The organism is Streptomyces sp. NPDC031111, from assembly GCF_055570675.1.
In genome coordinates, this window is record NZ_JBVIGS010000035.1 from 1 (window position 1) to 21,734 (window position 21,734).

At 68.9% G+C, this 21,734-nt stretch carries 17 protein-coding genes and 1 pseudogene; 9 read left to right on the forward strand and 9 right to left on the reverse strand.

Annotated features, from left to right (window positions below):
* Positions 1 to 463 precede the first annotated feature (463 nt).
* The 3 genes from ACZ470_RS38300 (at position 464) to ACZ470_RS38310 (ending at position 4,476) form a co-directional block, all read left to right on the forward strand.
* On the forward strand, positions 464 to 1,324 hold the full coding sequence (locus ACZ470_RS38300; RefSeq protein WP_468434594.1) for an alpha/beta fold hydrolase: 861 nt from the start codon (positions 464 to 466) through the stop codon (positions 1,322 to 1,324).
* Between the two features lie 265 nt (positions 1,325 to 1,589).
* On the forward strand, positions 1,590 to 3,149 hold the full coding sequence (locus tag ACZ470_RS38305; RefSeq protein ID WP_468434595.1) for a GMC family oxidoreductase: 1,560 nt from the start codon (positions 1,590 to 1,592) through the stop codon (positions 3,147 to 3,149).
* 1,090 nt (positions 3,150 to 4,239) lie between these two features.
* Positions 4,240 to 4,476: a hypothetical protein gene (locus ACZ470_RS38310; RefSeq protein WP_468434596.1), complete on the forward strand. Its 237-nt coding sequence runs from the start codon at positions 4,240 to 4,242 to the stop codon at positions 4,474 to 4,476.
* Between the two features lie 268 nt (positions 4,477 to 4,744).
* Here ACZ470_RS38310 and ACZ470_RS38315 read toward each other — a convergent pair whose 3' ends face one another.
* The 6 genes from ACZ470_RS38315 to hisD all read right to left on the reverse strand — a co-directional run bounded on the left by ACZ470_RS38315 (position 4,745) and on the right by hisD (position 11,998).
* The gene (locus ACZ470_RS38315; protein WP_468434597.1) at positions 4,745 to 6,418 is read right to left on the reverse strand and encodes a glycoside hydrolase family 13 protein; all 1,674 of its coding nucleotides are present in this window, start codon (positions 6,416 to 6,418) and stop codon (positions 4,745 to 4,747) included.
* Positions 6,415 to 7,272 carry a nitrilase-related carbon-nitrogen hydrolase gene (locus ACZ470_RS38320; protein ID WP_468434598.1) on the reverse strand — a complete coding sequence of 286 codons (858 nt, stop codon included), beginning with the start codon at positions 7,270 to 7,272 and terminating at the stop codon, positions 6,415 to 6,417. Before ACZ470_RS38320 ends, ACZ470_RS38315 begins: the two co-directional genes overlap by 4 nt.
* The gene (locus tag ACZ470_RS38325; protein ID WP_468434599.1) at positions 7,269 to 8,078 is read right to left on the reverse strand and encodes a carbohydrate ABC transporter permease; all 810 of its coding nucleotides are present in this window, start codon (positions 8,076 to 8,078) and stop codon (positions 7,269 to 7,271) included. The genes ACZ470_RS38320 and ACZ470_RS38325 overlap by 4 nt, the downstream gene beginning before the upstream one ends.
* Complete coding sequence (locus ACZ470_RS38330) at positions 8,075 to 9,091, reverse strand: carbohydrate ABC transporter permease (protein WP_468434600.1); 1,017 nt, start codon at positions 9,089 to 9,091, stop codon at positions 8,075 to 8,077. The genes ACZ470_RS38325 and ACZ470_RS38330 overlap by 4 nt, the downstream gene beginning before the upstream one ends.
* Positions 9,088 to 10,449: an ABC transporter substrate-binding protein gene (locus ACZ470_RS38335; protein WP_468434601.1), complete on the reverse strand. Its 1,362-nt coding sequence runs from the start codon at positions 10,447 to 10,449 to the stop codon at positions 9,088 to 9,090. The genes ACZ470_RS38330 and ACZ470_RS38335 overlap by 4 nt, the downstream gene beginning before the upstream one ends.
* Positions 10,450 to 10,678: 229 nt before the next feature.
* Positions 10,679 to 11,998 carry a histidinol dehydrogenase gene (hisD, locus tag ACZ470_RS38340; protein WP_468434602.1) on the reverse strand — a complete coding sequence of 440 codons (1,320 nt, stop codon included), beginning with the start codon at positions 11,996 to 11,998 and terminating at the stop codon, positions 10,679 to 10,681.
* An 89-nt stretch (positions 11,999 to 12,087) separates the two neighbouring features.
* Here hisD and ACZ470_RS38345 point away from each other — a divergent pair, with 89 nt between their 5' ends.
* Positions 12,088 to 13,005 carry a LysR family transcriptional regulator gene (locus ACZ470_RS38345; RefSeq protein WP_468434603.1) on the forward strand — a complete coding sequence of 306 codons (918 nt, stop codon included), beginning with the start codon at positions 12,088 to 12,090 and terminating at the stop codon, positions 13,003 to 13,005.
* A 508-nt stretch (positions 13,006 to 13,513) separates the two neighbouring features.
* On the opposite strand, the gene ACZ470_RS38350 is transcribed toward ACZ470_RS38345, so the two are convergent.
* The 3 genes and pseudogenes from ACZ470_RS38350 to ACZ470_RS38360 form a co-directional block, all read right to left on the reverse strand.
* Positions 13,514 to 13,696: a hypothetical protein gene (locus ACZ470_RS38350; RefSeq protein ID WP_468434604.1), complete on the reverse strand. Its 183-nt coding sequence runs from the start codon at positions 13,694 to 13,696 to the stop codon at positions 13,514 to 13,516.
* A 392-nt stretch (positions 13,697 to 14,088) separates the two neighbouring features.
* Positions 14,089 to 14,637: a hypothetical protein gene (locus tag ACZ470_RS38355; protein ID WP_468434605.1), complete on the reverse strand. Its 549-nt coding sequence runs from the start codon at positions 14,635 to 14,637 to the stop codon at positions 14,089 to 14,091.
* Between the two features lie 1,248 nt (positions 14,638 to 15,885).
* A pseudogene (locus ACZ470_RS38360) lies at positions 15,886 to 16,182 on the reverse strand (ISAs1 family transposase); the annotation flags it as partial.
* An 86-nt stretch (positions 16,183 to 16,268) separates the two neighbouring features.
* Between ACZ470_RS38360 and ACZ470_RS38365 the strand changes: the two are divergent.
* The 5 genes from ACZ470_RS38365 to ACZ470_RS38385 all read left to right on the forward strand — a co-directional run bounded on the left by ACZ470_RS38365 (position 16,269) and on the right by ACZ470_RS38385 (position 21,692).
* Positions 16,269 to 16,841, forward strand: coding sequence for a DNA polymerase subunit beta (locus ACZ470_RS38365; RefSeq protein ID WP_468434606.1), 573 nt, complete (start codon positions 16,269 to 16,271; stop codon positions 16,839 to 16,841).
* Positions 16,842 to 18,070: 1,229 nt separating this feature from the next.
* Complete coding sequence (gene add, locus ACZ470_RS38370) at positions 18,071 to 19,141, forward strand: adenosine deaminase (protein WP_468434607.1); 1,071 nt, start codon at positions 18,071 to 18,073, stop codon at positions 19,139 to 19,141.
* 10 nt (positions 19,142 to 19,151) lie between these two features.
* Positions 19,152 to 20,219, forward strand: coding sequence for an ABC transporter substrate-binding protein (locus ACZ470_RS38375; RefSeq protein ID WP_468434608.1), 1,068 nt, complete (start codon positions 19,152 to 19,154; stop codon positions 20,217 to 20,219).
* Entirely contained in the window at positions 20,216 to 20,833 is a 618-nt protein-coding gene (locus ACZ470_RS38380; RefSeq protein WP_468434609.1) for a helix-turn-helix domain-containing protein, read from the forward strand. The genes ACZ470_RS38375 and ACZ470_RS38380 overlap by 4 nt, the downstream gene beginning before the upstream one ends.
* 91 nt (positions 20,834 to 20,924) lie before the next feature.
* Positions 20,925 to 21,692, forward strand: a complete 768-nt coding sequence (locus ACZ470_RS38385; RefSeq protein WP_468434610.1) for an ABC transporter ATP-binding protein — start codon at positions 20,925 to 20,927, stop codon at positions 21,690 to 21,692.
* Positions 21,693 to 21,734: the final 42 nt, after the last annotated feature.

Here is a 21,734-nt window from a genome sequence, read left to right on the forward strand (position 1 = left end):
TCTTCCTCATCTCTGCCCTGCGCCTGGGCCGTGCCGCCAAGGAGGCCTGACATGAGCGACCACACATATGACGTCATCGTCATCGGCGCGGGTCCGCCACCGCGCCTACGCTCCCCGGCCGGCTCGCCGTCATCGGCGGCGGCGTCGTGACGTCGGAGATGGCGACGGCGTTCGCCAGCCTCGTCCCGAGGCGGCTGCAAAGAGACGAGAAGACGGGAGGGAGGCAGGGGGCGACGTCCCAGCCGGGCGAACTGCTCGGGTGTGTGACCGACAGCGCGCCATGGTTTACGACGGGCCCTTGCCGGACCTCATGAAGTACCAGACGAGCCACAGATCATCGACGGACAGGATTGAGTCGATGCACCCACGCTCCACGCACCAGGACGGCGGTCCGATGCCCGCCTCTGGGAGCCGAATCCCGAACAGCGGCGACGGAAGCGCCGAGAGTAAGGACTCGCAGTCGATGTATCTGCAGGACGGCCGTGTGCTCGAGTTTGCCGTTCGAGGGCCCGAGCGCGGACCCGCCGTCCTGTTTCACCACGGCATGCCGGGCTCGGCGATTCCCATGAACTCCGTTCTCGACTCGGCCACTGACAGGGGATACCGCGTCGTCACCTACTCCCGCGCCGGTTATGGCCTCTCTAGTCCGCTGCCTGGCCGTACTCTCCTCGGCGCAGCCGAGGACTGCCGACTGCTGATGGATCACCTGCAGGTCGATCAGTATCTGGCGGTGGGCTGGTCCACAGGCGGGCCGCACGCGTTGGCCAGCGCAGTGGCGGACTCGCGGCGTGTGTCGGGAGTGCTGCTGATCGCATCGTTCGCACCGTACGACGCCGAAGGTCTCGACTTCGTCGAAGGCATGGGTATGCAGAACACCGTCCAGTTCGGCAGCGCGTCCAAGGGGGAGCGTGAGCAGCGCGCAGTCGTATCGCACATGGCCGCCCTCGTCCGGGACGCCCCAGCGGATCTCGCCTCCGGGGTCGCCAGCCTGCTGCCCCCGCCGGACTTCGCCGAGGTCACCGGTGCCTATGGCGCGGACAGTGCTGTGCACCTGAGCCACGCTCTCGCGGCCGGGGACGAGGGGTGGTTCGAGGACCTGCAGGTACTGACCGGACCATGGGGCTTCGCCCCGGAGGACGTGACCGCTCCCGTTGAGCTATGGCACGGAGACATCGACCGGATGGTGCCGGTTGCACACGGGCGGTGGCTGGCCGAGCATCTGCCGACCACCCGTGCCCATATCGAGAGCGGACACGGCCACATCTCGATCGCCGTCGGCAGCCTCGGCGACATGCTCGACCGCCTCAGGTCGAGGGTGTCCTGACCCCGTGACGCGACGGGAATGAGCCGCGCGGTCCTGGCATGGAGGCGAGCAGGTCGATGCCGTGGCCGGAGCTGACGTGCACCACGCACAGCCGAGCCGTGAGCCTCCCCTTCGAGGCCGGTCCTCGACGAGCGTGCCTGCCGTCCCGTGAGCCGTGCCCGGCCCGCCGCTCCGCGTACTTCCGCTGACACACGTGACCACCGAGACAGGGGTGCGAGGCGCTCACCGAGGCGCTCCCCCGACCCCAAGCGCGTATGGAGCTGTCGTGTCATCCAAGAACCTCGTGGACTACATCATCGTCGGGGGTGGAGCCGCGGGATCGGTGTTGGCACACCGGCTTGGCGAGAATCCGCACAACCGGGTCCTGGTGATCGAAGCCGGCGGCCCCGACGAGCACCAGCATCCAATGCCTTCGCAGTTTGCCCAGGCACCGACCGGCCCGCGGTTCCGCGACCGGCGGGCACCCCAGACGCCCGGGGCGAGGCGGGTGGGCCGCTGGAGCACGGACCGCCTCGCGGGTGATTCGACCAAGGCGAGCGGGACGATCCGGAGCCGGGGAGGCCAAGCCGACTACGAGACGTGGGAGGCGGCCGGCGTCACCGGCTGGAACTGGGATCGCTTTCTGGGAGCCTTCACGGCTATGGAGCGGCATGCCACCGGTGCCATGGGACTGCATGACGACGACAGCCGTCCATCAGCCGAAGCTGTGGGCCCGCCGGATGCGGCGAGTGAGCTGTGGATCCAGACTCTGGCGCGCCACGGGATCGACACGGTGGAGGAGCTGGGCGGAGACCGCACGCAGGCCGCGTACACGCCGCAGCCAGTATCGACCGATGTCCGGACGGGCACGGTCCGCCCGCTTCTGCATGGGCACGCGCGGCGGCGCAATGTCCGTGTCCGCTTACACTGCACCGCCCAGCGCATCCTTTTCGACGGCACGACCGCGATCGGGGTCGAGGCGGCGACTCCCAGGGGCATCGTACGGATCACCGCCCGCCGTGAGGTCATCCTCTGCGCGGGCGCGGTGGGAAATCCGCTGCTGCTCGAGCGAAGCGGCGTCGGGGACTTGGAGGTGCTCACCACCGCCGGTGTCCATCTCGTTGCGGCCAACCCAGCCGTGGGCAGCAATCTCAGGCAACGTCGAGGAGCCGCATTCACTCTCTGGCCGAACGGTGTACCCGAGCACGGCCCGGAGCCGTTCACGCCGACCGCTCGACTGAGAGCACGGGTCAGGAGAGCGCTGCGCCGCCCTGACACGCCAACGCGCGAGGACATCTCGATCGCGACGGTACTCAACTCGGACCGCGGGGCGTCAACCCCGGACATGGAGCTGCTGTTCACCCCAGCCCCGGTGGCGGGAGCGACCGTGGCCTTCGTCCCCCAGTTACCCACCAGCGTCGGGACGGTCCACATCAGTGGCCCGTCCTTGGAGGACCCGCCTCGCCTCGTGCCCGGTTACCTGTCCACCGATCACGACAAGGAACTGACTGTCGCGGCTTGCACCAGGGCACGTGAGGTTCTCGCGACCGAACCATTCGCCTCTGCGATGACAGAGACGTTTCCCGGGGCGGATGTCGCGGAACCGGCAGATGTACTGCAGTACGTACGCGAACACGGGTTCACCGAGCAGGCGGTCGGCACGTGTGCCATCGGTCTCGGCGGGGTTGTCGACGACGAGCTCCGGGTTCGCGGAACACACAGATTGAGGGTCGCTGACGCGTCGGTGATGCCGACACTCACAATCAGCGACTCGGAAGCAGCGAGCATGGCAGTCGGTTGGATCGCCGGCGACATACTACGGAACGCGAATACGCGGAGCAAATAGAGCGGGTCGAAGTGGAATGGCCGTGTGACCGCGGTGGGATTGGGTGTCATCGGAGCCTGGTCGCCCATGAGCTGGCACGTACGGGACGCAGCGTCGTTCCCGACGGAGTTGCGGTCGCTCGACGATCTGGCCAAGACGTCTGCCTGCAGCCCGCGACCGACCGATGAGTGACTCTTGACTTCAGAGGCGCCTGCAAGCGAGCGGAGTCCGAGGTGGATGACCCGTGTCGTCCATGGGCGACCGTGGCCCATGAGTTCCCCTGATCCTGGCCATCCGAGGAGATGGAATGGCCAGGACAACACAGAATCACGACGCGAACCGGCCTCCGGTTCCCGGGGACGCCGGGCTTGACGATGCGAAGCACACGCCGGGAGGGGAGACTCCTGAATCCCCGGACAACGAGGTGCCGCGCTGTTGTGTCAAGCTGGAGAGCCTGGACGCTGGACCGGGGGATCAAGCATGCGGATGTCGTTCGCGCCGATTCCATGGAGGAGGCCCCTGATCAAGGTCCGCGAAGTGCATCGACCGAGGGAGGGGCACTGTAGCGACCCCAGCGGGTTTTGAGTGGTGGAAGGCTTGGAGGAGAATGCTTTCACCGAGGCCCGCCACCAGCGAACGCGTGCCATCGGTACATCAACACCATCGTCGAAGCCGGTCTGACGGCCCTGGGGCAGGACCTCCCGCCTGCTCGGACGAAGCGTTCTTCCACGTTTTCTGCGACTTTTTCACCCAGCTCGGCGGGATCGCGATCCCCTACGTGCCCTACCCTCAGTCGCTGCCCCAGGAGGAACCGGCCACCGTCTACTCCTGGGTGCACAACAACATCTGGGACACCAACTTCCCTGCCCAGCAGGCATTCGACCACGTCTTCCGCTAAAGCGTCGGCATCGGCACCACCGCGCAGTACCCCACGGTCCACGCCGACGAGCTCGCCATGTGCGTCGCGGCCGTCACCAGCCACCCGCTGGTCCCGGTTCGCGCCCGCGCCGAAGACTCGTCCGAACCTCCGGCCCGCATACAGTTCCTGACTCTGGACGATTCCCGCGTTGGACTCGTCAGTCTGACCGTCCCCGGTGACGGAAGGCTCCTGGTGCGTGTGCAATCACCGGCCGACACCCCCGTCACCCGTCGCCTGCGTACCTCCTTCACCGCCCGCTCCATGCGCACCAACCTGGGCCTGGCTCCGCGCGACATCGGCCAGGATTCAGACCGCGCCACACCGGTCGACGATCTGCTGCTCGGAACGGCAGCTGCCGTCCTACACCTCGACCCCGCCCCCACGTACAAGTCAGCGGTGCGGTCGAGCCTGAGGGACGACTGGCGCTGATGAGGAGTGTGGCAGGCGGGCGCGCAGTCGCGTGCCCGGCCGAGCCCGATCCCGAGTCCGGGCCCATGGTGCCACCTGTGGCGTATGGTGCCGACCGCGAGAGCGGCAGCGACTCCTGCGCCAGTCGGTGATGACGCGGTATCGCCGACGTTGGGTCGCTTCCGTCGCTGTAACAATCGTTCATTCCAGTGAAGGGGTAAGGGGGCGCTCCCTACGGTCGGCGTCTGTGGCCAGGCATGACGGAGCCGTTGGGAACAGCCCTGCGCGGCTATTCCCTGACGAACCAGACCGTCCCGTCGGTCGGCAGTTGGTCGCTCACCGCTGTCGAGGCGGTCAGTACCCGGACTATGGACGGGAGGGGTACCGGCTCGGTGGTGAAGTTGGACAGGACCTCGACGGGCCCGTTGGCGAAGCGCAGCAGCCCGGGCGGGGACGGCAGCCAGTGGAGCTCTCCCGCGCCCAGTCCGTGCCGGCGGCGCAGTGACAGCAGGTGGCGGTAGAGGTTGAGGGTCGAGTCGGGGTCGTCGCGTTGGGTGTCGGCCGCGTAGGAGGAGTAGGAGGAGGGCTGAGGCAGCCAGGTGTCGAGGGTGCTGCTGAAACCTAGGGCGGGGCCGTCGGCGGTCCAGGGCAGGGGGACCCGGCAGCCGTCGCGGCCGCGGATGCGGTGCCCGGAGCGTTTCCAGACGGGGTCCTGCCGGGCGGAGTCGGGCAGGTCGGTGGCTTCGGGCAGGCCGAGTTCCTCACCCTGGTAGAGGTAGGCGGAGCCGGGCAGTGCCAGCATCAGGGCGGTTGCGGCGCGGGCGCGGCGCAGGCCGAGCGCGCGGTCGGGCTGGGGGTCGTCGGCGCCGACGCCGTGCTCCAGGGCGACGGGGACGTCGTAGCCGAAGCGGCTGGCGTGGCGCATGACATCATGATTGGACAGGACCCAGGTGGTGGGGGCGCCCACGGCTTCGTTGGCGGCCAGGGACTCGTCGATGACGCGGCGCAGGGGGGCCGGCTGCCACGGCGTCTCCAGGAAACGGAAGTTGAAGGCCTGGTGCATTTCGTCGGCGCGGATGATGCGCGCGGCGCGCTCGGGCGGCAGCCAGGCCTCAGCGCACAGGATGCGATGGCCGTCGTAGCCGTCCAGTAGTCGGCGCCAGGCGCGGAAGATGTCGTGGATGCCTTCTTGGTCCCACATGGGCGGCATTACGCCGTCGACCGGTTCGATGACCCCGTGGGTGGGATGCGGCCAGTTGGGCAGGCCGGGGGCTTTGACGAGGGCGTCGCAGACGTCGACGCGGAAGCCGTCGACACCGCGGTCGAGCCAGAACCTGAGCGTCGTCTCGAAGTCCTCGCGCACGGCGGGGTTGTCCCAGTTCCAGTCGGGCTGGCCGGGGTCGAACAGGTGGAGGTACCACTGCCCGGGGCTGCCGTCGGCCTCGGTGACGCGGGTCCAGGCGGGGCCCTCGAACATCGACGTCCAGTCGTTGGGCGGCAGGCTGCCGTCAGGGCCGCGGCCGTCGCGGAAGTGGAACAGGGCCCGCTCCGCGCTGCCGGGCGGCGCCGTCAACGCCGCCTGGAAGGACGGGTGCTGTGCGGAGCAGTGGTTCGGGACGAGGTCGACGACGACGCGGATGCCCACCGCGTGGGCGCGGGCCAGCAGGGCGTCGAAGTCGCGGAGGGTGCCGTAGCGCGGGTCGACGTCGCGGTAGTCGGCGACGTCGTATCCGCCGTCCACCTGGGGGGAGGGGTAGAACGGCGAGAGCCACAGGGCGTCGACGCCGAGATCGGCCAGATGGTCCAGGCGGGCGGTGATGCCGGGCAGGTCACCGGTGCCGTCGCCGTTGCTGTCGGCGAAGGAGCGCGGGTAGATCTGGTAGATGACGGCCGTGCGCCACCAGGTGTCGTCCGCCGCGAGAGGGGCGTGCGCCGGTGCGGGCGTGGTGTCGGCTGACGTCATAGCTGGGGACTCTCCTGGGCGTAGAGGTCGGTTCGGCGGTCGCGGAGCAGGTCGTTGTGCGGGGAGAGGGACTTGTCCCGGGAGAGGTGGAGGAACACGTCGGTGACGGCCCGGTGCCGTGTCGCGGCGGTCGCGGTGGCGGTGATCCAGCCGTACTGGTTGATGACGGCCGTTCCCTGCGTCCAGGCCTGCCCGCGTTCGGTGCCGCTGCGGTCCGCGCAGGCGATGTAGACGCCGTTGGCGCGCGCGGCGGCCTGGGCCTGGACGATCTCGGCGGGGCGTTCTCCGGCCGGGCGCTCCTCCAGGGGCCAGTTGGTCGGTACCGCGATCAGGTCGGCGCCCGCCGTGGCCAGTCGGCGGGGCATCTCCGGGAACTCCAGGTCGTAGCAGATCAGTACGCCGACACGGCCGTGCGATGTGGTGACGACGGGGGCCATCTGTTCACCGGGGGTGAAGAACAGCGTCTCGCGGTCCCACAGGTGGGTCTTGCGGTACACGGCGCGTAGGCCGTCGGCGTCGAGGACGCCGGCGCTGTTGTACAGCGTGGGGCCGCCGTCCTCACAGAAGCCGAGCACGACGACGGTGCGGGTGCCGGCCAGCAGACGGGTGAGGTCGGTGAAGAAGACGTCGTCCGGGGTGATCGCGGTGCGCCGTGCCTCGTCCGTGTCGGCGAACACGTAGCCGGATGTGGCGAGTTCGGGCAGGACGACGATGTCGGCCCGCTCGGAGCGGGCGCGCCGGACGGCGTCGAGGGCCAGTTCCTTGTTGTGGGCCAGATCGCCGACGCGCGGCGCGAGTTGTTCGCACACCACGCGTGCGACGCCACTGTCCGGGTTCAGGGCGGGCGCGGTCATTTGACGGCTCCTTCGGTCAGGCCGCTGATCAGGCGCCGCTGGAGGAAGACGTAGGCCAGCAGCACCGGCAGGGCGACCAGGACGGCGGCGGCCGCGGTCACGGCCGGGTCACTGGAACGGGCGGCCCCGGAGAAGAAGGACAGCGCCAGCGGCACGGTCTGCACCGAGGGGTTGTCGGGGACGAGGATGAGCGCGAGGAGGAACTCGTTCCAGGTGAACAGGAACAGAACGGTGCTCAAGGTGGTGATCGCGGGCCCGGCGATGGGCAGGACGACCAGGCGCAGGCTCTGCAGGCGGCTCGTTCCGTCGATGCGCGCGGCTTCCAGGAGCTCCACCGGGACGGAGGCGAAGAACGCCCGCATCCACAGCACGCCCAGCGGCACCGACAGCGCGATCTGCGGCAGGATCAACGCCCAGTAGGTGTCGATGAGGTGCCACCCGGTGAGCAGCTCGTACAGCGGCAGCACGGTCACCTCGTAGGGTAGGACTAGCCCCACCAGCAGCAGCGCCACGATGACCTTGCCGCCGGGCACCTGCATGGTGGCGAGCGCGTAGCCGGCCAGGGCGGCCAGCACGACGGTGACCCCCACGACGGTGACCGACACCAGCGCGCTCGACAGCAGGGCGGAGCCGAACCGGCCCTGGGTCCAGGCCGTGGAGTAGCCGGCGAAGGAGGGCCCGCCGGACGAGCCGGCCACCCCCTGCAGGGACGAGACGACGATCGACGCCAGGGGGAAGACGGCGACGACGGACGCGAGGACGAGCAGCGCGTGGGTGGCGATGCTCTCGCTCCGGGTGATCCTCATGACGACTGCACCTTCCTGTCAGGCGTGCGCGGCCTGCTGAACCGCGGGCCTGCGCGTTCGCGCAGTGCCAGCTGGACGACCACCACGACGAGGAGGATGACCAGGGTCAGCACGATGGCCAGGGCGGAGGCCCGGCCGAGCATGCGGTTCTGGAACGCGTCCTGGTAGACGTAGAGGCTGGGGACGGTCGTGGTGGTGCCGGGGCCGCCCCGGGTGGTGTTCCAGATCAGGTCGAAGTTGCGCAGCGCGAAGGTGATGGTGAGGACCAGCGCGATCGAGATCTGCGGGCGCAGGGCGGGCAGGGTGATCGCGAAGAACTCCCGCACCGGCCCGGCTCCGTCGAGGCGGGCCGCCTCGTAGACGGAGCGGTCGATGGCGACGATGCCGCTGAGGAAGAGCACCATGCACAGTCCGTACTCCACCCAGGTGCCGATCACGCCGATCGACGGCAGGGCGGTGTCGAAGTCGCCCAGCCAGCTGGTGGCGAACCGGCCCAGTCCCACGGCCCGGAGCACCGCGTTGGCGGGTCCGTCCTCGGCGAGCAGGTTCCGCCAGGCGACGGCGACCACGACGCTGGACAGGATCTGTGGCAGGAACAGTACCGTCCGGAACACCGTCAGTCCGTACACGCGGATCCGGGACATCGCCCCCGCCAGCAGCAGGCCGGCACACACCGGCAGAGCGGCGTAGAAGAACAGCAGGATCAGTGAGTGCAGCAGTGCGGCGCGCAGCCGGCCGTCGGTGAAAACGGCCGTGTAGTTGCCCCAGCCGACCGGCGTGCCCATGGTCAGACCGTCGTAGGCGTAGAACGAGTACCAGACGGAGATGCCGATGGGGTAGAGCACGAAGACGCCGAAGAAGGCCAGGGCCGGGGCGACGTACAGCAGGGAGGTCCAGGACAGGGAGGACAGGCGGGTGACGGGGGAGGGGCGCCGTCCGCCGCCGGCGCTGTCGGTGGCGGACGGCGCGGAGGTGGCGGTGCCGTGTCCGGTGGTGGGGGTCGCGGTGCTCATCGCGCCTGCCTCGCCGTCTGCCAGGAGGCCTGGACCGCCTGCATGAACTCCGAGCTGCTCGTGCGGCCGGACATGACCTCCTGCAGCGTGCCGCCCATGACGTTGAGCATGTCGGTGGCGGTCCAGTCGTAGTAGCCGACCTGGGTTCCCGCGGCGATGGTGCGCTTGAGCGCGTCGAGGGTCTGGCTCTGCAGGCTGTTGCCCCCCTTCACGCCGTCGGTGACGATGGGAAGCCGGCCGGTGTCGAGGATCTCCTGACCCGTCCGCGGGGTGTGCAGGGCGGCGAGGAAGGCGACCGCGGCGGGGGTGACCTTCGAGGAGGCTGAGATGTGCCAGGGTGAGGCGGTGGCGCCGGCGCCACCGGTGGTCAGGGCGCCGAAGCCGAACTTCCCGGGGTTGAGCGTGGCGCCGTTCCACGAGCCGCCGACGAAGAAGACGCCCGAGCCCTTGGCGAAGTGGGAGATGGCGTCCTCGTTGCTCAGGCCGTCGTAGCCGGAGCCGAAGTAGCCCTTCTTCGCCCAGTCGGCCAGCGTGTCGGCCGCCTTCGCGTTGCCCGGGGTGACGAAGGTGGTGCCCGCCTTGCCGCCGATCCAGTCCCGGATCGAGGCCGGCGACTGCTCGGTGGCGGCGAGGTCGGAGAAGATGTGGGTGGCGGCGTACTGGTCGCTGTTGCCCAGCATGATCGGCTGCTTGCCGGCCTTCTTGACGAGCGGCAGGTCCTTCTCCAGGTCGGCGAGGGACCGCGGCGGCCGCAGGCCGAGTTCCTTGAGCTGGGCCTTGTTGTAGTAGATGCCCTGGACCTCGCTGATGGGCGACATCCCGTAGAGGTTGCCGCTGCCGAACGCGGTGCCCGAGCCGTTCCAGCGGGCGGGGGCCAGGGTGCTGGCACCGGTGCCCGTGATCCAGCCGTAGGCGGCCGCCACGTCGTCCAGCGGCCGGACCAGCTTGGCCTTGACCAGCGCCCCGTCGACCGCGTAGCCGATGTTGCCCTGGAACAGATCGGGCGGGTTGGTGCCGGAGGCGGCGTTGACGACGGTGGCGACGAGGTCGTCGAAGCTCTTGTAGGTGATGTCGACCTTGACGTTCGGATACCGCTCCTCGAAGGCCGGCACCACTGACTTCATCAGCGGTTTCTCCGCCTGGTCCGCCCACATCCGCAGCGTGACCTCGCCGAGCTCGGCGACTTGCGCGGGGGTCACCGGGTCGGTGACGGCGATCTGGTTCGCCCCGGCGGGGCTCTTGGCCGCGCCGGGCGGACTGCATCCGGCGCAGGCCAGCAGGGCGGCCAGCGCGGTGACCGCGGCGGCGACCGGGACGAACCGGTGCGGGCCCGCCCCTTCACGACGTACGGATTTCATGGGTGCACCGGTTCTCTGTACGGGATGGCTGGCTCGGAGGTGGGGGATGAGAGGGCCGGATCGTCCCGGGCGGCGAGAGCCTGAAGGGACGGGACGAACCGTTGGAGGTCGTTGCTGTGGATGGTGCGCCCGGTGGCCTGCCGACACCCGGATACGAAGTGTCGTGGTAGGGACGTGACGGTGGGCCCCGGCAAGGGCGGCACCTCGGCGCTGGGGGAGCGGGACGGGGTCAGTCCGCGTAGCTGCGCAGTCGCAGGGTGGCCGTGGCCTCGTGGGCGGACATGCCTTCGCTGGCGGAGATGACCTGAACGGCCTCGGCGAGGAGCGGGGTCGCCTCCCGGGCGACGCGCTGGTAGGTGAGCGGCTTGAGGTAACGGGAGACGGACAGCCCGGCGCTGTGCTTGGCACCGCCCGCGGTCGGCAGGGTGTGGTTCGTGCCGGCCATGCCCTTGTCCGAATAGGCCACCGTGCTCCAGTGACCGAGGAAGAGGGAGCCGTAGTTGCGCAGCGCGTCGTGGTACCAGTCGTCCTCGGCCGTGTGGACCTCCAGGTGCTCGGGGGCGAACTCGTCCATGACCGCCACGGCGTCCTCCCGGCTGCCGACCAGGACGACCGAGCCGTGGTCGCGCCAGGCGGGGCCGCAGATGTCGCGCGTCGACAGGGTCGTCAGCCGGCGTTCGACCGCCGCGATGACGTCCCGTCCCAGCCGTTCGGAGTTGGTGACGAGGGCGGCCGGGGACGTCGGGCCGTGCTCGGCCTGACCGAGCAGGTCCGCCGCGACGGCCTCGGCGTCGGCCGTTCCGTCCGCGATGACGGCGACCTCGGAGGGGCCCGCGAGCAGGTCGATGGCGACCGTGCCGAACAACTGTCGCTTGGCCTCGGCCACGTAGGCGTTGCCTGCGCCGACGATCATGTCGACGGGCGGCCGGTCCAGCAGGCCGAACGCCATGGCGGCCAGCGCCTGCACTCCGCCGAGGACGTGGAGGTGGTCGATCCCGGACACGTGGGCGGCGTAGGTGACGGCGTCGTTGGCGCGGCCGTCCGGCTGCGGCGGAGTGCATCCCAGCACCGTCGGGACACCCGCGACCTTGGCGACGCCCACGGTCATGAACGCGCTGGCCGTGAGCGGGAAGCGTCCGGCCGGCAGATACGCGCCGACCGCGCCGACCGGTACGTAACGTTGCCCGACGAGCAGTCCGGGGGCGATCTCCTCCTCGAAGTCCGTCAGGTGCCCGCGCTGGAGCGCGGCGAACCGCTGGGTTCGTTCGGCACCGAGTTCGATCGCCTCCCGCAGGTCCTTGGGCAGCCGGTCGCCACTGCGGGCCACCTCCGCCGAACCGAGTTCGACCGGGCCGTCGGACTGGTCGTCGAGGGAGCTCGCGTAGCGGCGGATCGCGTCCATGCCGTGGCGCTCGATGTCCGACAGCATGCGGCTGACGGTCTCGATCACCTCGGGGTCGCGCTGGGCCGGAGGAGCGTCCACGCCGGGAGCCTTGAGCAGGGTGAAACGGCCGGCGAACGCGGTGGTGAAGCGGTGGCTCAATTTCATACAGATGAGCCTGAAGGAGCGCTTCCTCAAGGACAACCCCGAATTGTCCTCGACGTTCCATAGGGCAACCCTATGGCAGGATCCTCGCCATGCCTTCCTCCTCCGCCGCGGCGATCACCCTCAACCAGTTGCGCGCCTTCCTCACCTCCGCACGGCTGGGCACGTTTTCCGCCGCCGCGACCGAGCTGCGGACGACCCAGCCCTCGGTGTCGGAACTGGTCAAGCGCATGGAGGAGCACTACCGGGTTCCCCTGTTCACCCGGGGCCCGCGCCGACTGGTCCTGACGGCCGCGGGTGAGGAGCTCCTGCCTTATGCCCAGCAGGCGATCGAAGCGGCCGACGGCGCCGACCGCGCCCTGCGCTCACTGACCTCCCTCGACGGTGGTGTCGCCACCTTCGGGCTGCTGCGCAACGCCAACTACTACTTCCTGTCCGAACTGCTGGAGACCTTTCACGCCCGTCATCCCAAGGTGCGGCTGCGGATCGTCGGCCTGAACTCCGTCGAGGTAGCGGAAGCCGTCTGTGCCGGGGACCTGGAAGCCGGGCTCGTCGTCCTGCCCATCGACGCCGAGGGGCTCGACGTCACCCCCCTCATGCGGGACGAGGTCGTCTACACCTCCGCCGACCCCGACCGCACCGCACGGCCCGTCACCATGACCGACCTTGCGACGGCGAGCCTCATCCTCTACGACGCCCACTACGGCTGGCGGGACCCCACCCGCCGCCAACTCGCCGAACGCGCCCAGGTGGAAGGCGTCACCCTGTCCGCGGCCATCGAAGTCGAGCACGTCGAATCCGCGCTGCACATTGTGGCCCGCGGCGCCGGCGACACGATCGTCTCCCGCGCGGTCGCCCGCAGCCGCGCCTTCCCCGACACCCTCCATACCGTCGGCTTCGAGGAGCCCCTCTACGACACGATCGCGGTGGTCCGCAGACAGGGTTCGGTGTTGTCACCGGCGACGCGGGAGATCACCCGCTTGGCTCGACGGATGCTGCTGGCGCATTGAGCCCGTGTCCTGGACTCCGCTGGCCGGCCACGACGCGGCCTACCACGGGCATCGACGTGCCGACGCACAGAGGGCTCGCTCCGTCGCACGGCGTTCACCGAGAGCCTGCATCCACGCCCCCGCACAGGGACCGAGCCGTTCGTCCGGGCGGCGAGGACATCGCGCCCGTGTCCGGCGTTCGCGACCTCGTCATCGCGCCGAGCACCGGACCGCGCTCGATGGTGGCTTCGGGGAACCGGCCCCGAGTATGCCGGTCGGAGGACGACGGGCATGTCCCCCGCCAGGTCGGTGCCCTCGTGTGGACCACCTCGCCGCGCGCCCGCCCGAGCGGCTGAGCCCTACGCCCGACCCGGGGCGGGGAGCTGAGGGATGCCTCGTGCGGGCCAGGACCGCCGAGGTGGGCAAGGCGAGATCGTGCGTTTGCCCGAGGGACTCGACACGACGGGCTGGATGGTCCGCACGCGAGCAGGCGTTGTGGATCGCCGAGCATGCCACGCTGAACGTCGGCTCAGATGACGTCCATGAGCTGGGAGACCTTGATGCCCAGGTGGACCAGCAGACGTGCTGACTGAGGATCACCGTCAGTTACTCCCGTGACGCCGATGCCCGCGCTCGGTGGCGTACCGACACGGAGCATCGCGTGGCGCAGCAGCGCGGGAGAACCGAGTGGTACCAGAGCTACACGCTGCATGTGGCGGAGCCACGGGTTGACGCGAGCGCAGGGCCCGACAACGGGCCGACCAATCGAAACCACCTCACAGCGACCGCCCCGTCACTCGAGGTCCACACAGACACCCGCGCCGAGACAACTTCAACTGCACGACCCACCGCGGGCCTCCCGCTGAGGGCGGAGGGCAGGGGACGGACGTTGCCGACCGCGGCGACTTGCTCCTCAACAGCTCGATCTCGCGGCTCCAAGCGGAGTGGGAGACGTGGTCGCGCCTGCGGGTGACGCGGGAGACGAGGCACTCGGGGATGCCCAGCGCAAGATGGCCGCCCCGCCCCTTGGACAGGCCAGGAGGCATGTATCCGTGTCGAGCACGGCATCGCCCATCTGAAGAACTGGCGGCCACTGGCCCGCCACTATGACCGCAGCGGACCGGCCCACATCTCAGAGGTGAAAACCGCGCCGAAGAAGCAGACGAGGCCGATGGCCAGGCTCTCAGGCCCGATGGCCCCGGTCACTCGTTCCAGTCGGCCCGGCGGCCTCTCCACCTCGCCGTTTTCCCGCCCGATTGTCCTGACCAGGTTTTGCACCGCCTGCTGGTCGGCACGGTTCAGACCGTCCTCACCGGCGAGGGAGTCGGCCAGTGTCAGGATTCTGGCGACCTCTCCGGCTGAGAAGTCGCCGCTGGGCTGCGGGGCCTTGGGTTTTTCGAACAGCGGGTTGATCGTGCAGTACAACTGCTCGCCCGTGCCCCGGTCGAGGACCAGGTCCGCTTCGTTAGCGCATTGGTCGCCGTCCTCCTTGAAGGCCACCTCGTAGGGAAAAACCGGCGACTGAATATTGTGGTGGACTAGCAAACTCGCCGCGCCGACCAGGGCCAGGAGGAATCCGAGAACGAGGACGGCCAGTCCGGCGAGGCATCCCATTTCACGGCCGGTGATCATCGGGTCCCCAGCGTCGGTCATTGCTGTCGAGCCTCCAGGCACCGTGCAAAAGAAGTAGTCGCCGAGCGAGGATCGGTAGGACCCATCGCCTACTGCCTCTGTACGCCTGCGGAGCTACTGCGAAGGAACAGGAAGGTGTCCTTGGTCAGGCGCGTCGGTGTGGAAAAGGTGCTTCCGGCCCGTGTCGTTCGCATGGTCCGCGCCGACCATCAGCCAGCTGATGCGGCACTACCCCCGAGTGGGGGGCTGTTCCGCTCTCTCACTGGCGTCAGCACGCCCGAGGACGCGGTCCGAATCTCCGCTGTGCCCCAGACAGCGACTTCCCACGCCCGCCTCCGCCCAACCGGCGACCGGCCCACCCAGGGCCCCGCCCGGTCGCGTCGAGGCCGGTCGACGCAACGGCATTCGGCCCTCGGGGCTTGGTGGATGCCCCGTCTAGGCCCATCAGGGCACCGAGGAGTCGACGCCGAGCGCTCTCCGCTGATTTCGTAGTCCCCTCTGCCTGCTGCTCGAACGACGGCGGCTGAACGCCGTTCGCCTGGGTGGCTTCGCCGATCCACGAAGCCGTCGCTCGGGCCAACGCGACGAGCGCCCGCGGCGCTTCCGTCTCAGGAGACGGCATTCGGCCACCGGCAATCTCTCTGCTGCTTCGGGGTGTTCGAACCGCAGTCCGTACACCTCGCATCGGTCTGCGGCCTCCCGCACCACCTTCACTGCCTCAGCCAACGGGCCGTTGATGTCGATGGGTTCGCTGCGGTGCATCGCCTGCCGCCCATTGTCGAGGACCAAGAGCACGTCGCGGAGGCGCGGCGCAGGTCCCGTCGTCCGTTCGAACTCGTTTTCGTGGCAAACCCCTTGCTCCTGCCGCCGGGCAGGACAACCGGTGAGCACATGTGTGGTGAGGGTGGCTGCTGCGCCGAGGGGGCTCCGACGAGGCCGTAGATCGCTTCTGACATGGAGTTATCGCCGCGCGATTTCGGCACATGCGCCCGGCGCTTCCCGTACTACGATGAACCTCTGCCCCTGTACCAGGGCGACGTCGTTCAGTGGATCTGTCGGGGTTGATCACGTGATGCCGCGTGTTACCAGGCCGCGGGTGGCGTCGCGCGCGTGGTGGCGAAGGCCCGCGGCGATGTTGGTGCGTCCAGCGAGGCGGAGGGCTCCGAGGGCGAGGTTGCGCAGGCTGGCCATGGCTCGGGGTGCGTTGCCGGTGCGCACGCGTGAGACATCCTCACTCCAGGAGGTGTCGCGTATATGGTGGATTTGTCCTCAATGTACCAGTGTGCGCGGACGCGGTGCGCGATTTCCGGCGGTGCCGTCCACGGCGAGTGAGCGACGGAGCCGCTCGGCTGTGTCCTTGCCAGGGAGTGGTCGGTCGGGATCGCGCGCGGAGAGCCAGGTACCGATCGCGGTATCGAGGGCATCGCCGTCGACGTGCTGCAGGACCCGGCGTATGGTCGCCTCGGTCGGAGCGGTGGGTCCGGACGGTTCGCGACCGGGGCCGCCGAGAGCGGTGAGGACGGCGGGTGGTGCGTCAGCGGCCCACTCCGCAATCGCGGCAAGGGACTTCGCGCCGCCTGCGCGGTACTGGCCGGCTCACGTGGTCAATCGCGACAGATCCACTGAACGACGTCGCCCTGGCCCCTGTACGGATGGATCTTGGAGGTCTCCTCGCATCCGAATTGACTGGCGAGCCGGTCGAGGTGACGGAACCGGGCGGCTGGGGGCCGTGGGTGGACGGTGGAGCATGGCTGAATGTTGACGGATGCCGTATCGACTGGATCTACCGCGATCTGGATCGCGTTCACCGGCTCTGGGAAGGGTGCCAGGCGGGGAACTTCAAGGTGGGCATCCAGGCCGGTCACCCGCTTGGGGTGTACTCCCATGCTTATGTCGGCGAGGTGGCCGTGGGACGTGTTATCGCTGATCCCGGTGCTGAACTGGAAGTACTGCAACAGAAGACGTGCCGTTATCCGGAGCGGTTGCGCGAGGCGCTGATCGCCAACGTGCACTGGGAGGCTCCCTGCACCCTGGCCAACGCCCGCAATGGAGCGACTCGCGGACACGCCTTTTATGTCGCTGGCTGCCTTCTCCGCGTCGTGGTGTTTCTCGTGCAGGGCCTGCATGCTCACGCGGGTTGCTGGGTGGTGAATAAAAAGGGAGCTGCTCAGGCTGCGGGAGAGCTCCCGGCTGATCCTGCGGACTTCGCGGCACGGGCTCAGTGAACGACGTCCCGCACAGCATCCACGAACGAATCCAGGTCGGCGTCGGTCACCGGCAGGGGATCGCCATATAGCCTCTGCGGGCCATGTAGAAGCCGCGCAGCATGAGCTCGAGGTCAGCAGGGCGCGCTTGTCGGGCGCCGGGTCGAGATGGCGGCCACTGACGATCGGGGAGCGGCGTCTCTTCGTCGCGGGTACGAGACGTCTGCTGATCACCGAGCGGGCGGCAGCGTGCCGCGTTCCGGCGGCACATGTTTGACGATTCTCGTGCCGGAGGGGCAGTCGACCAGGGCAGCCCGGCCCTGGTGCGGCTGTGTGAGCGGGATCGAGGCCGAGTCGTGCAGGCGCGTCCGTGAGAGCCCGGAGGGGGGGCGGCCGACCCGAACCCAGTGCGATCGACACCCTGAGCCTGCACACGCCGTTGCGGTGCCCGCGACGCCTCTGGAAGTGACCGGCCGGGCAGGTGGCACGTGATTCGTATGCTGCCCGCGTCCGTGACTCCACGGCGCGCCATGACCGGGCGTTTCTCATGGACGTTCCATGGCATGCCCGTGGGGCAGCGGTCCGGGAGCTTGCCGGTGTGCTCGGTGGCCCGGGACCGGTGACGGGCCCGCACTGTCGGGCGCAAGTGCCGAAGCTCTGCTTGGAGCGGGCGCTACATACACGTTAAATCGTTTCAATGTCGTTCGCAACGGGATGGAGCGGCCGTCGTGCTCGCCAGCGGGGGCAGATCGCCGAGTCGTCGCTCCCCCTGCGGAGTCGGCGCGGGCCAGGGCCTGCCTTCGAGCCGGGAGAGCCTGGCGGTTGGGCGGGGGAGACCTGGGTGGCGTGGTGGGCTGCCGCCCAGAAGTCCTCGTTTCACGGCCCCCGGGGCGCGGCGAGGCGTTCCCCGGCTCAGCCCGATTCGCGGTCGAGGAAGGCCGTGAGCGGTGATAGCCGTAGGTTTTGCGGGTTGCGGCCGCATCCCCCTCGTCCGAGTGGGCGGCCCGGCTGCGTCGAGGTCGATGATGTCCGGATGGTCGGCGTCCGGGCCTCTGCCGACAGTGAACCGGACGTGATGGCGGACTTCGGGCGAGCAGGCCGGATGGCCTGCGGGCTTCCTCACTGGAGTCGGCGAGGCGTAGATCAAGTGTGACCCAGTGGGGCCCGAGGCGACCACGCAATTTGAAACGTTCCATTGACAGGGGATTCAGTGCCCCTTAATTTCATCCCCACCCGATGAGGAGAATGACATGAGCGCAGAGCCCGGCCTCACAGAAGCACCCATTCGGCAGCGTCTGAGCGCGGAGTACCTACGCGCGCTGCCCAAGGCGGAAGTGCACTGTCACCTCGAAGGATGCGTGCCTCCCGCGACCGCCCGCCGACTGGCCGAGCGCCACGGCGTCACCCTCCCCGCCGGTGCACACGACGGTGACCGGTACCGCTTCCTCGACTTCCCTGAGGGGCTCGAGATCTACGTCGCGGTCTCGAACTCGATGCAGACGCCGGACGACTTCCGGGTCGTCACCCACGAGAGCCTCCTTTCCGCGGCCGCGGGCGGGTGCCGCTACCGCGAGATAGCCTTCAACCCCCAGAACCACCCCGAGCTGACCTACGCCGAGATGATGGACGGCATCCTGGCCGGCGCACGGGAGGCCCACGCCGACACGGGCATCGAGTCCCGGATCATCGTCGCGATCAACCGCGAGCTGGGCGGAGAGGCGGCGCTCGACCTGGTCCGCCAGGTCCTCGCGCACCCCCTCGACGAGGTGGTGGCGATCGGCCTCGACTCCAACGAACTCGCGGGGCGGCCGTCGGAGTTCGTCGCCGCGTACGACCTGGCCCGCGAGGCGGGACTCAAGCTGACGGCGCACGCGGGAGAGCACGGCGACTCCACGGAGATGGTGGAGTGCCTGGACCTTCTCCGGGTGGACCGCATCGACCACGGATACGCCGCGCTGCTCGACCCCGAACTGCTGTCGCGCACGGTCGTCTCGCAGATCCCGTACTCGGCGTGCTGGTTCGTCGACTACCCCGAGGCCGAGGTGGAGGGCCGCCGCCGCGATGTCGCGGAGATGGCCGCCGCCGGGCTGAACATGTGCCTCAACTCCGACGACCCGGCGCTCATCGGGCCGGAGGTCGACGCGTGCTACATCGACGCGGGCGCGCATCTCGACTGGGACGTCAAGGACGCAGAGAAGTACGCGCTGTCCGGTCTTGACGCCTGCTTCGCGGACGCCGCCACCGTAGACCGCCTGCGCGCCGAGTTCACCGCCGAGCTCGAACGTCTCCGTCCGCTCGCCTACGGCTCAGACGACAAGTAGGGACAACGACATGACCGACAAGCTCAATCCTCCTGGCGGCGCGCTCTCGCGCCGCGGGCTGTTCGGGCTCGGCCTCTCCACCGCGGCGGGCTTCGCGCTCGCCGGCTGCGGTGGATCGTCGGGCACCCGATCGGGCGACGATCTCGGTGAGCTCGAGTACGCCTTCTCCTGGTTGTACGACGTGACCCAGGCGGGTCCGTACCTGGCCGACACGAAGGGGTACTACAAGAGGGTCGGTTTCTCGTCGGTCAAGTTCATCCCGGGTGGCCCCTCCGCGGTCTCCGTGCTGACGCAACTGGCAAGCGAGACCGCACAGTTCGGCGTCTCATCGCCGACGGAGATCGTCGCGGCGAACGGGAACGGCGCCTCGTTCAGGGTCATCGGCGCCCTCTACCAGAAGACGCCGTCCTGCATCGTGTCGCTGAAGATGAACCCCATCCGGACACCGGAGGAACTGAAGGGGAGGACGATCGCCGTCTCCGACGCGGACAAGCCCGCGGTGCACGCGTTCCTAGCGGTCAACGGGCTGAAGTCCTCGGACACGAGGATCGTGCCGTTCCAGTACGACCCCGCTCCCCTGATCGCCGGTCAGGTGGACGGGATCATGGACTACTCGACGAACTCCCCGATCAGCCTGAAGCAGGCCGGGTACGACACGGCCGTCATGATGTTCGGGGACTTCAAGTACAGGACCGTCACCCAGACCTACGTCGCCTCGACGGACCAGATCGCCAAGAACCGGAAGCTGCTCAAGGCGGCGCTGCGCGCCGACATCATGGGCTGGAGAGCGAACATCGCCGACCCGGAGATGGGCGCGGACCTGACCGTGAACAAGTACGGCAAGTCGTTGCAGTACGACTACGACAACCAACTGGCCTGCAACAAGGCGGAGATTGCCCTGGTCAGGACCGCCGACACCAGGAACAACGGCATCTTCACCGTCACGGAGAGGCTGCAGAAGGAAACCGTCGAGACGCTCGGGCTCACCGGCGTCCGTACGACCGTGGACGCGCTGTTCGACATGTCCCTGCTGGACGAGCTCTACCGGGAGCACCCAGAGCTGAAGGCGCTGTCGTGACCGAGCGGAAGGAGACCACCGACCGGGTTGACGGGGCGAGGGCCGCGGACGAGGCTGACGGCTTCGCGTGCGACGTCGGAGCAGCGGTACGTCACCGGCGTCAGGAGCTGGGGATGACGAGCAAGGAGCTCGCCGCCCGGCTCGGAGTGTCGGCGTCGTTCATCACGCAGTTGGAGCAGGGCCAGTCGTCGATCAGCCTGCCCCGGCTGTACCGCCTCGCCGAGTTACTGAACACCACACCGAACGGCCTGCTGCCGGTCAGTTCCACGTCGATCCTGGTCACTCGGGCCGGAACCGGCCAGGAGATGCGGGCGGGCAACCGCGAGGACGCCCAGCGGCCACGGCTGCTGACCCGGGGCGGTTCGGGACTGTCCCTCAAGGCACACCGTTACCTCATCGAGCAGACGGACCCGCCACAGGACTGGTTCGAGCACGGGGGCGAGGACTTCGTGTACGTGATCCGCGGATATCTGCGCGTCGAGTTCCTGCGAGGCCGCCCTGTCGACCTCGGCCCCGGCGACGCGCTCAACCATGACGGTGACATCCCCCATCGATGGGGGCTCGGCAGCGACGAGCCCGCCGAAGTCCTCATCGTCGGCATCTTCCAACATTGAGAGAGAGGGAGCCCGAATGCCTGCGCAGGTAGACCAAGCAAAAGCGACAGCACCCGCCGGAATCGAGCTTCACGGAGTCACGAAGACCTTCATGGCCAGGCGGAAGCGTGTCGACGCTCTCGGCGGTGTGAGTCTCACGGTGGACCGGAACCGGTTCGTCAGTCTGATCGGCCGCTCCGGGTGCGGGAAGTCGACGGTGCTGCGGCTCCTCGCTGACCTGGACCACCCGACCGCCGGCAGCGTGTCGGTGAACGGTCAGAGTCCGTCGGTCGTGCGCAAGAGCGGCCGCCTCGGAGTCGCGTTCCAGGACTCCGCGCTGCTGCCGTGGCGCACTGTCACGGACAACATCCGGCTGCCGCTCGAAGTGGCGGGCCGGCGTCCCGACCGGTCGACCATCCAGGACGTCGTCGAACTGGTGGGGCTGCGGGGCTTCGAGGAGGCGCGGCCGAGCCAGTTGTCCGGCGGTATGCGCCAGCGGGTGTCGATCGCGAGAGCCCTCGCCTTCGAGCCGGAGATCCTCCTGCTCGACGAGCCGTTCGGGGCCCTCGACGACATGACCCGGCAGCGGATGAACCTCGAGCTGCAGCGGATCTGGACGAAGAGGCCGGCCACCACGCTGCTCGTCACGCACGGTATCTCCGAGGCGATCTTCCTCTCGGACCTGGTCGTCGTGATGACGCCGCGGCCCGGCCGCATCCTGCGCACGGTCGAGATCGACCTGCCGCGCCCCCGGGTGCCGGAGATGATGCGGAGCCCGGAGTTCCAGCGGTACGTCGACGAGCTGAGTGAGCTGCTCTTCGAGGAAGAAGCGGCCGCCCGGGTCGACGCGGACGAGCCGCCTGCCGAGCGGAGTGCCTGAAATGACATCGGCACATGCGATGGAAGGGGCCGCGACAGCCCC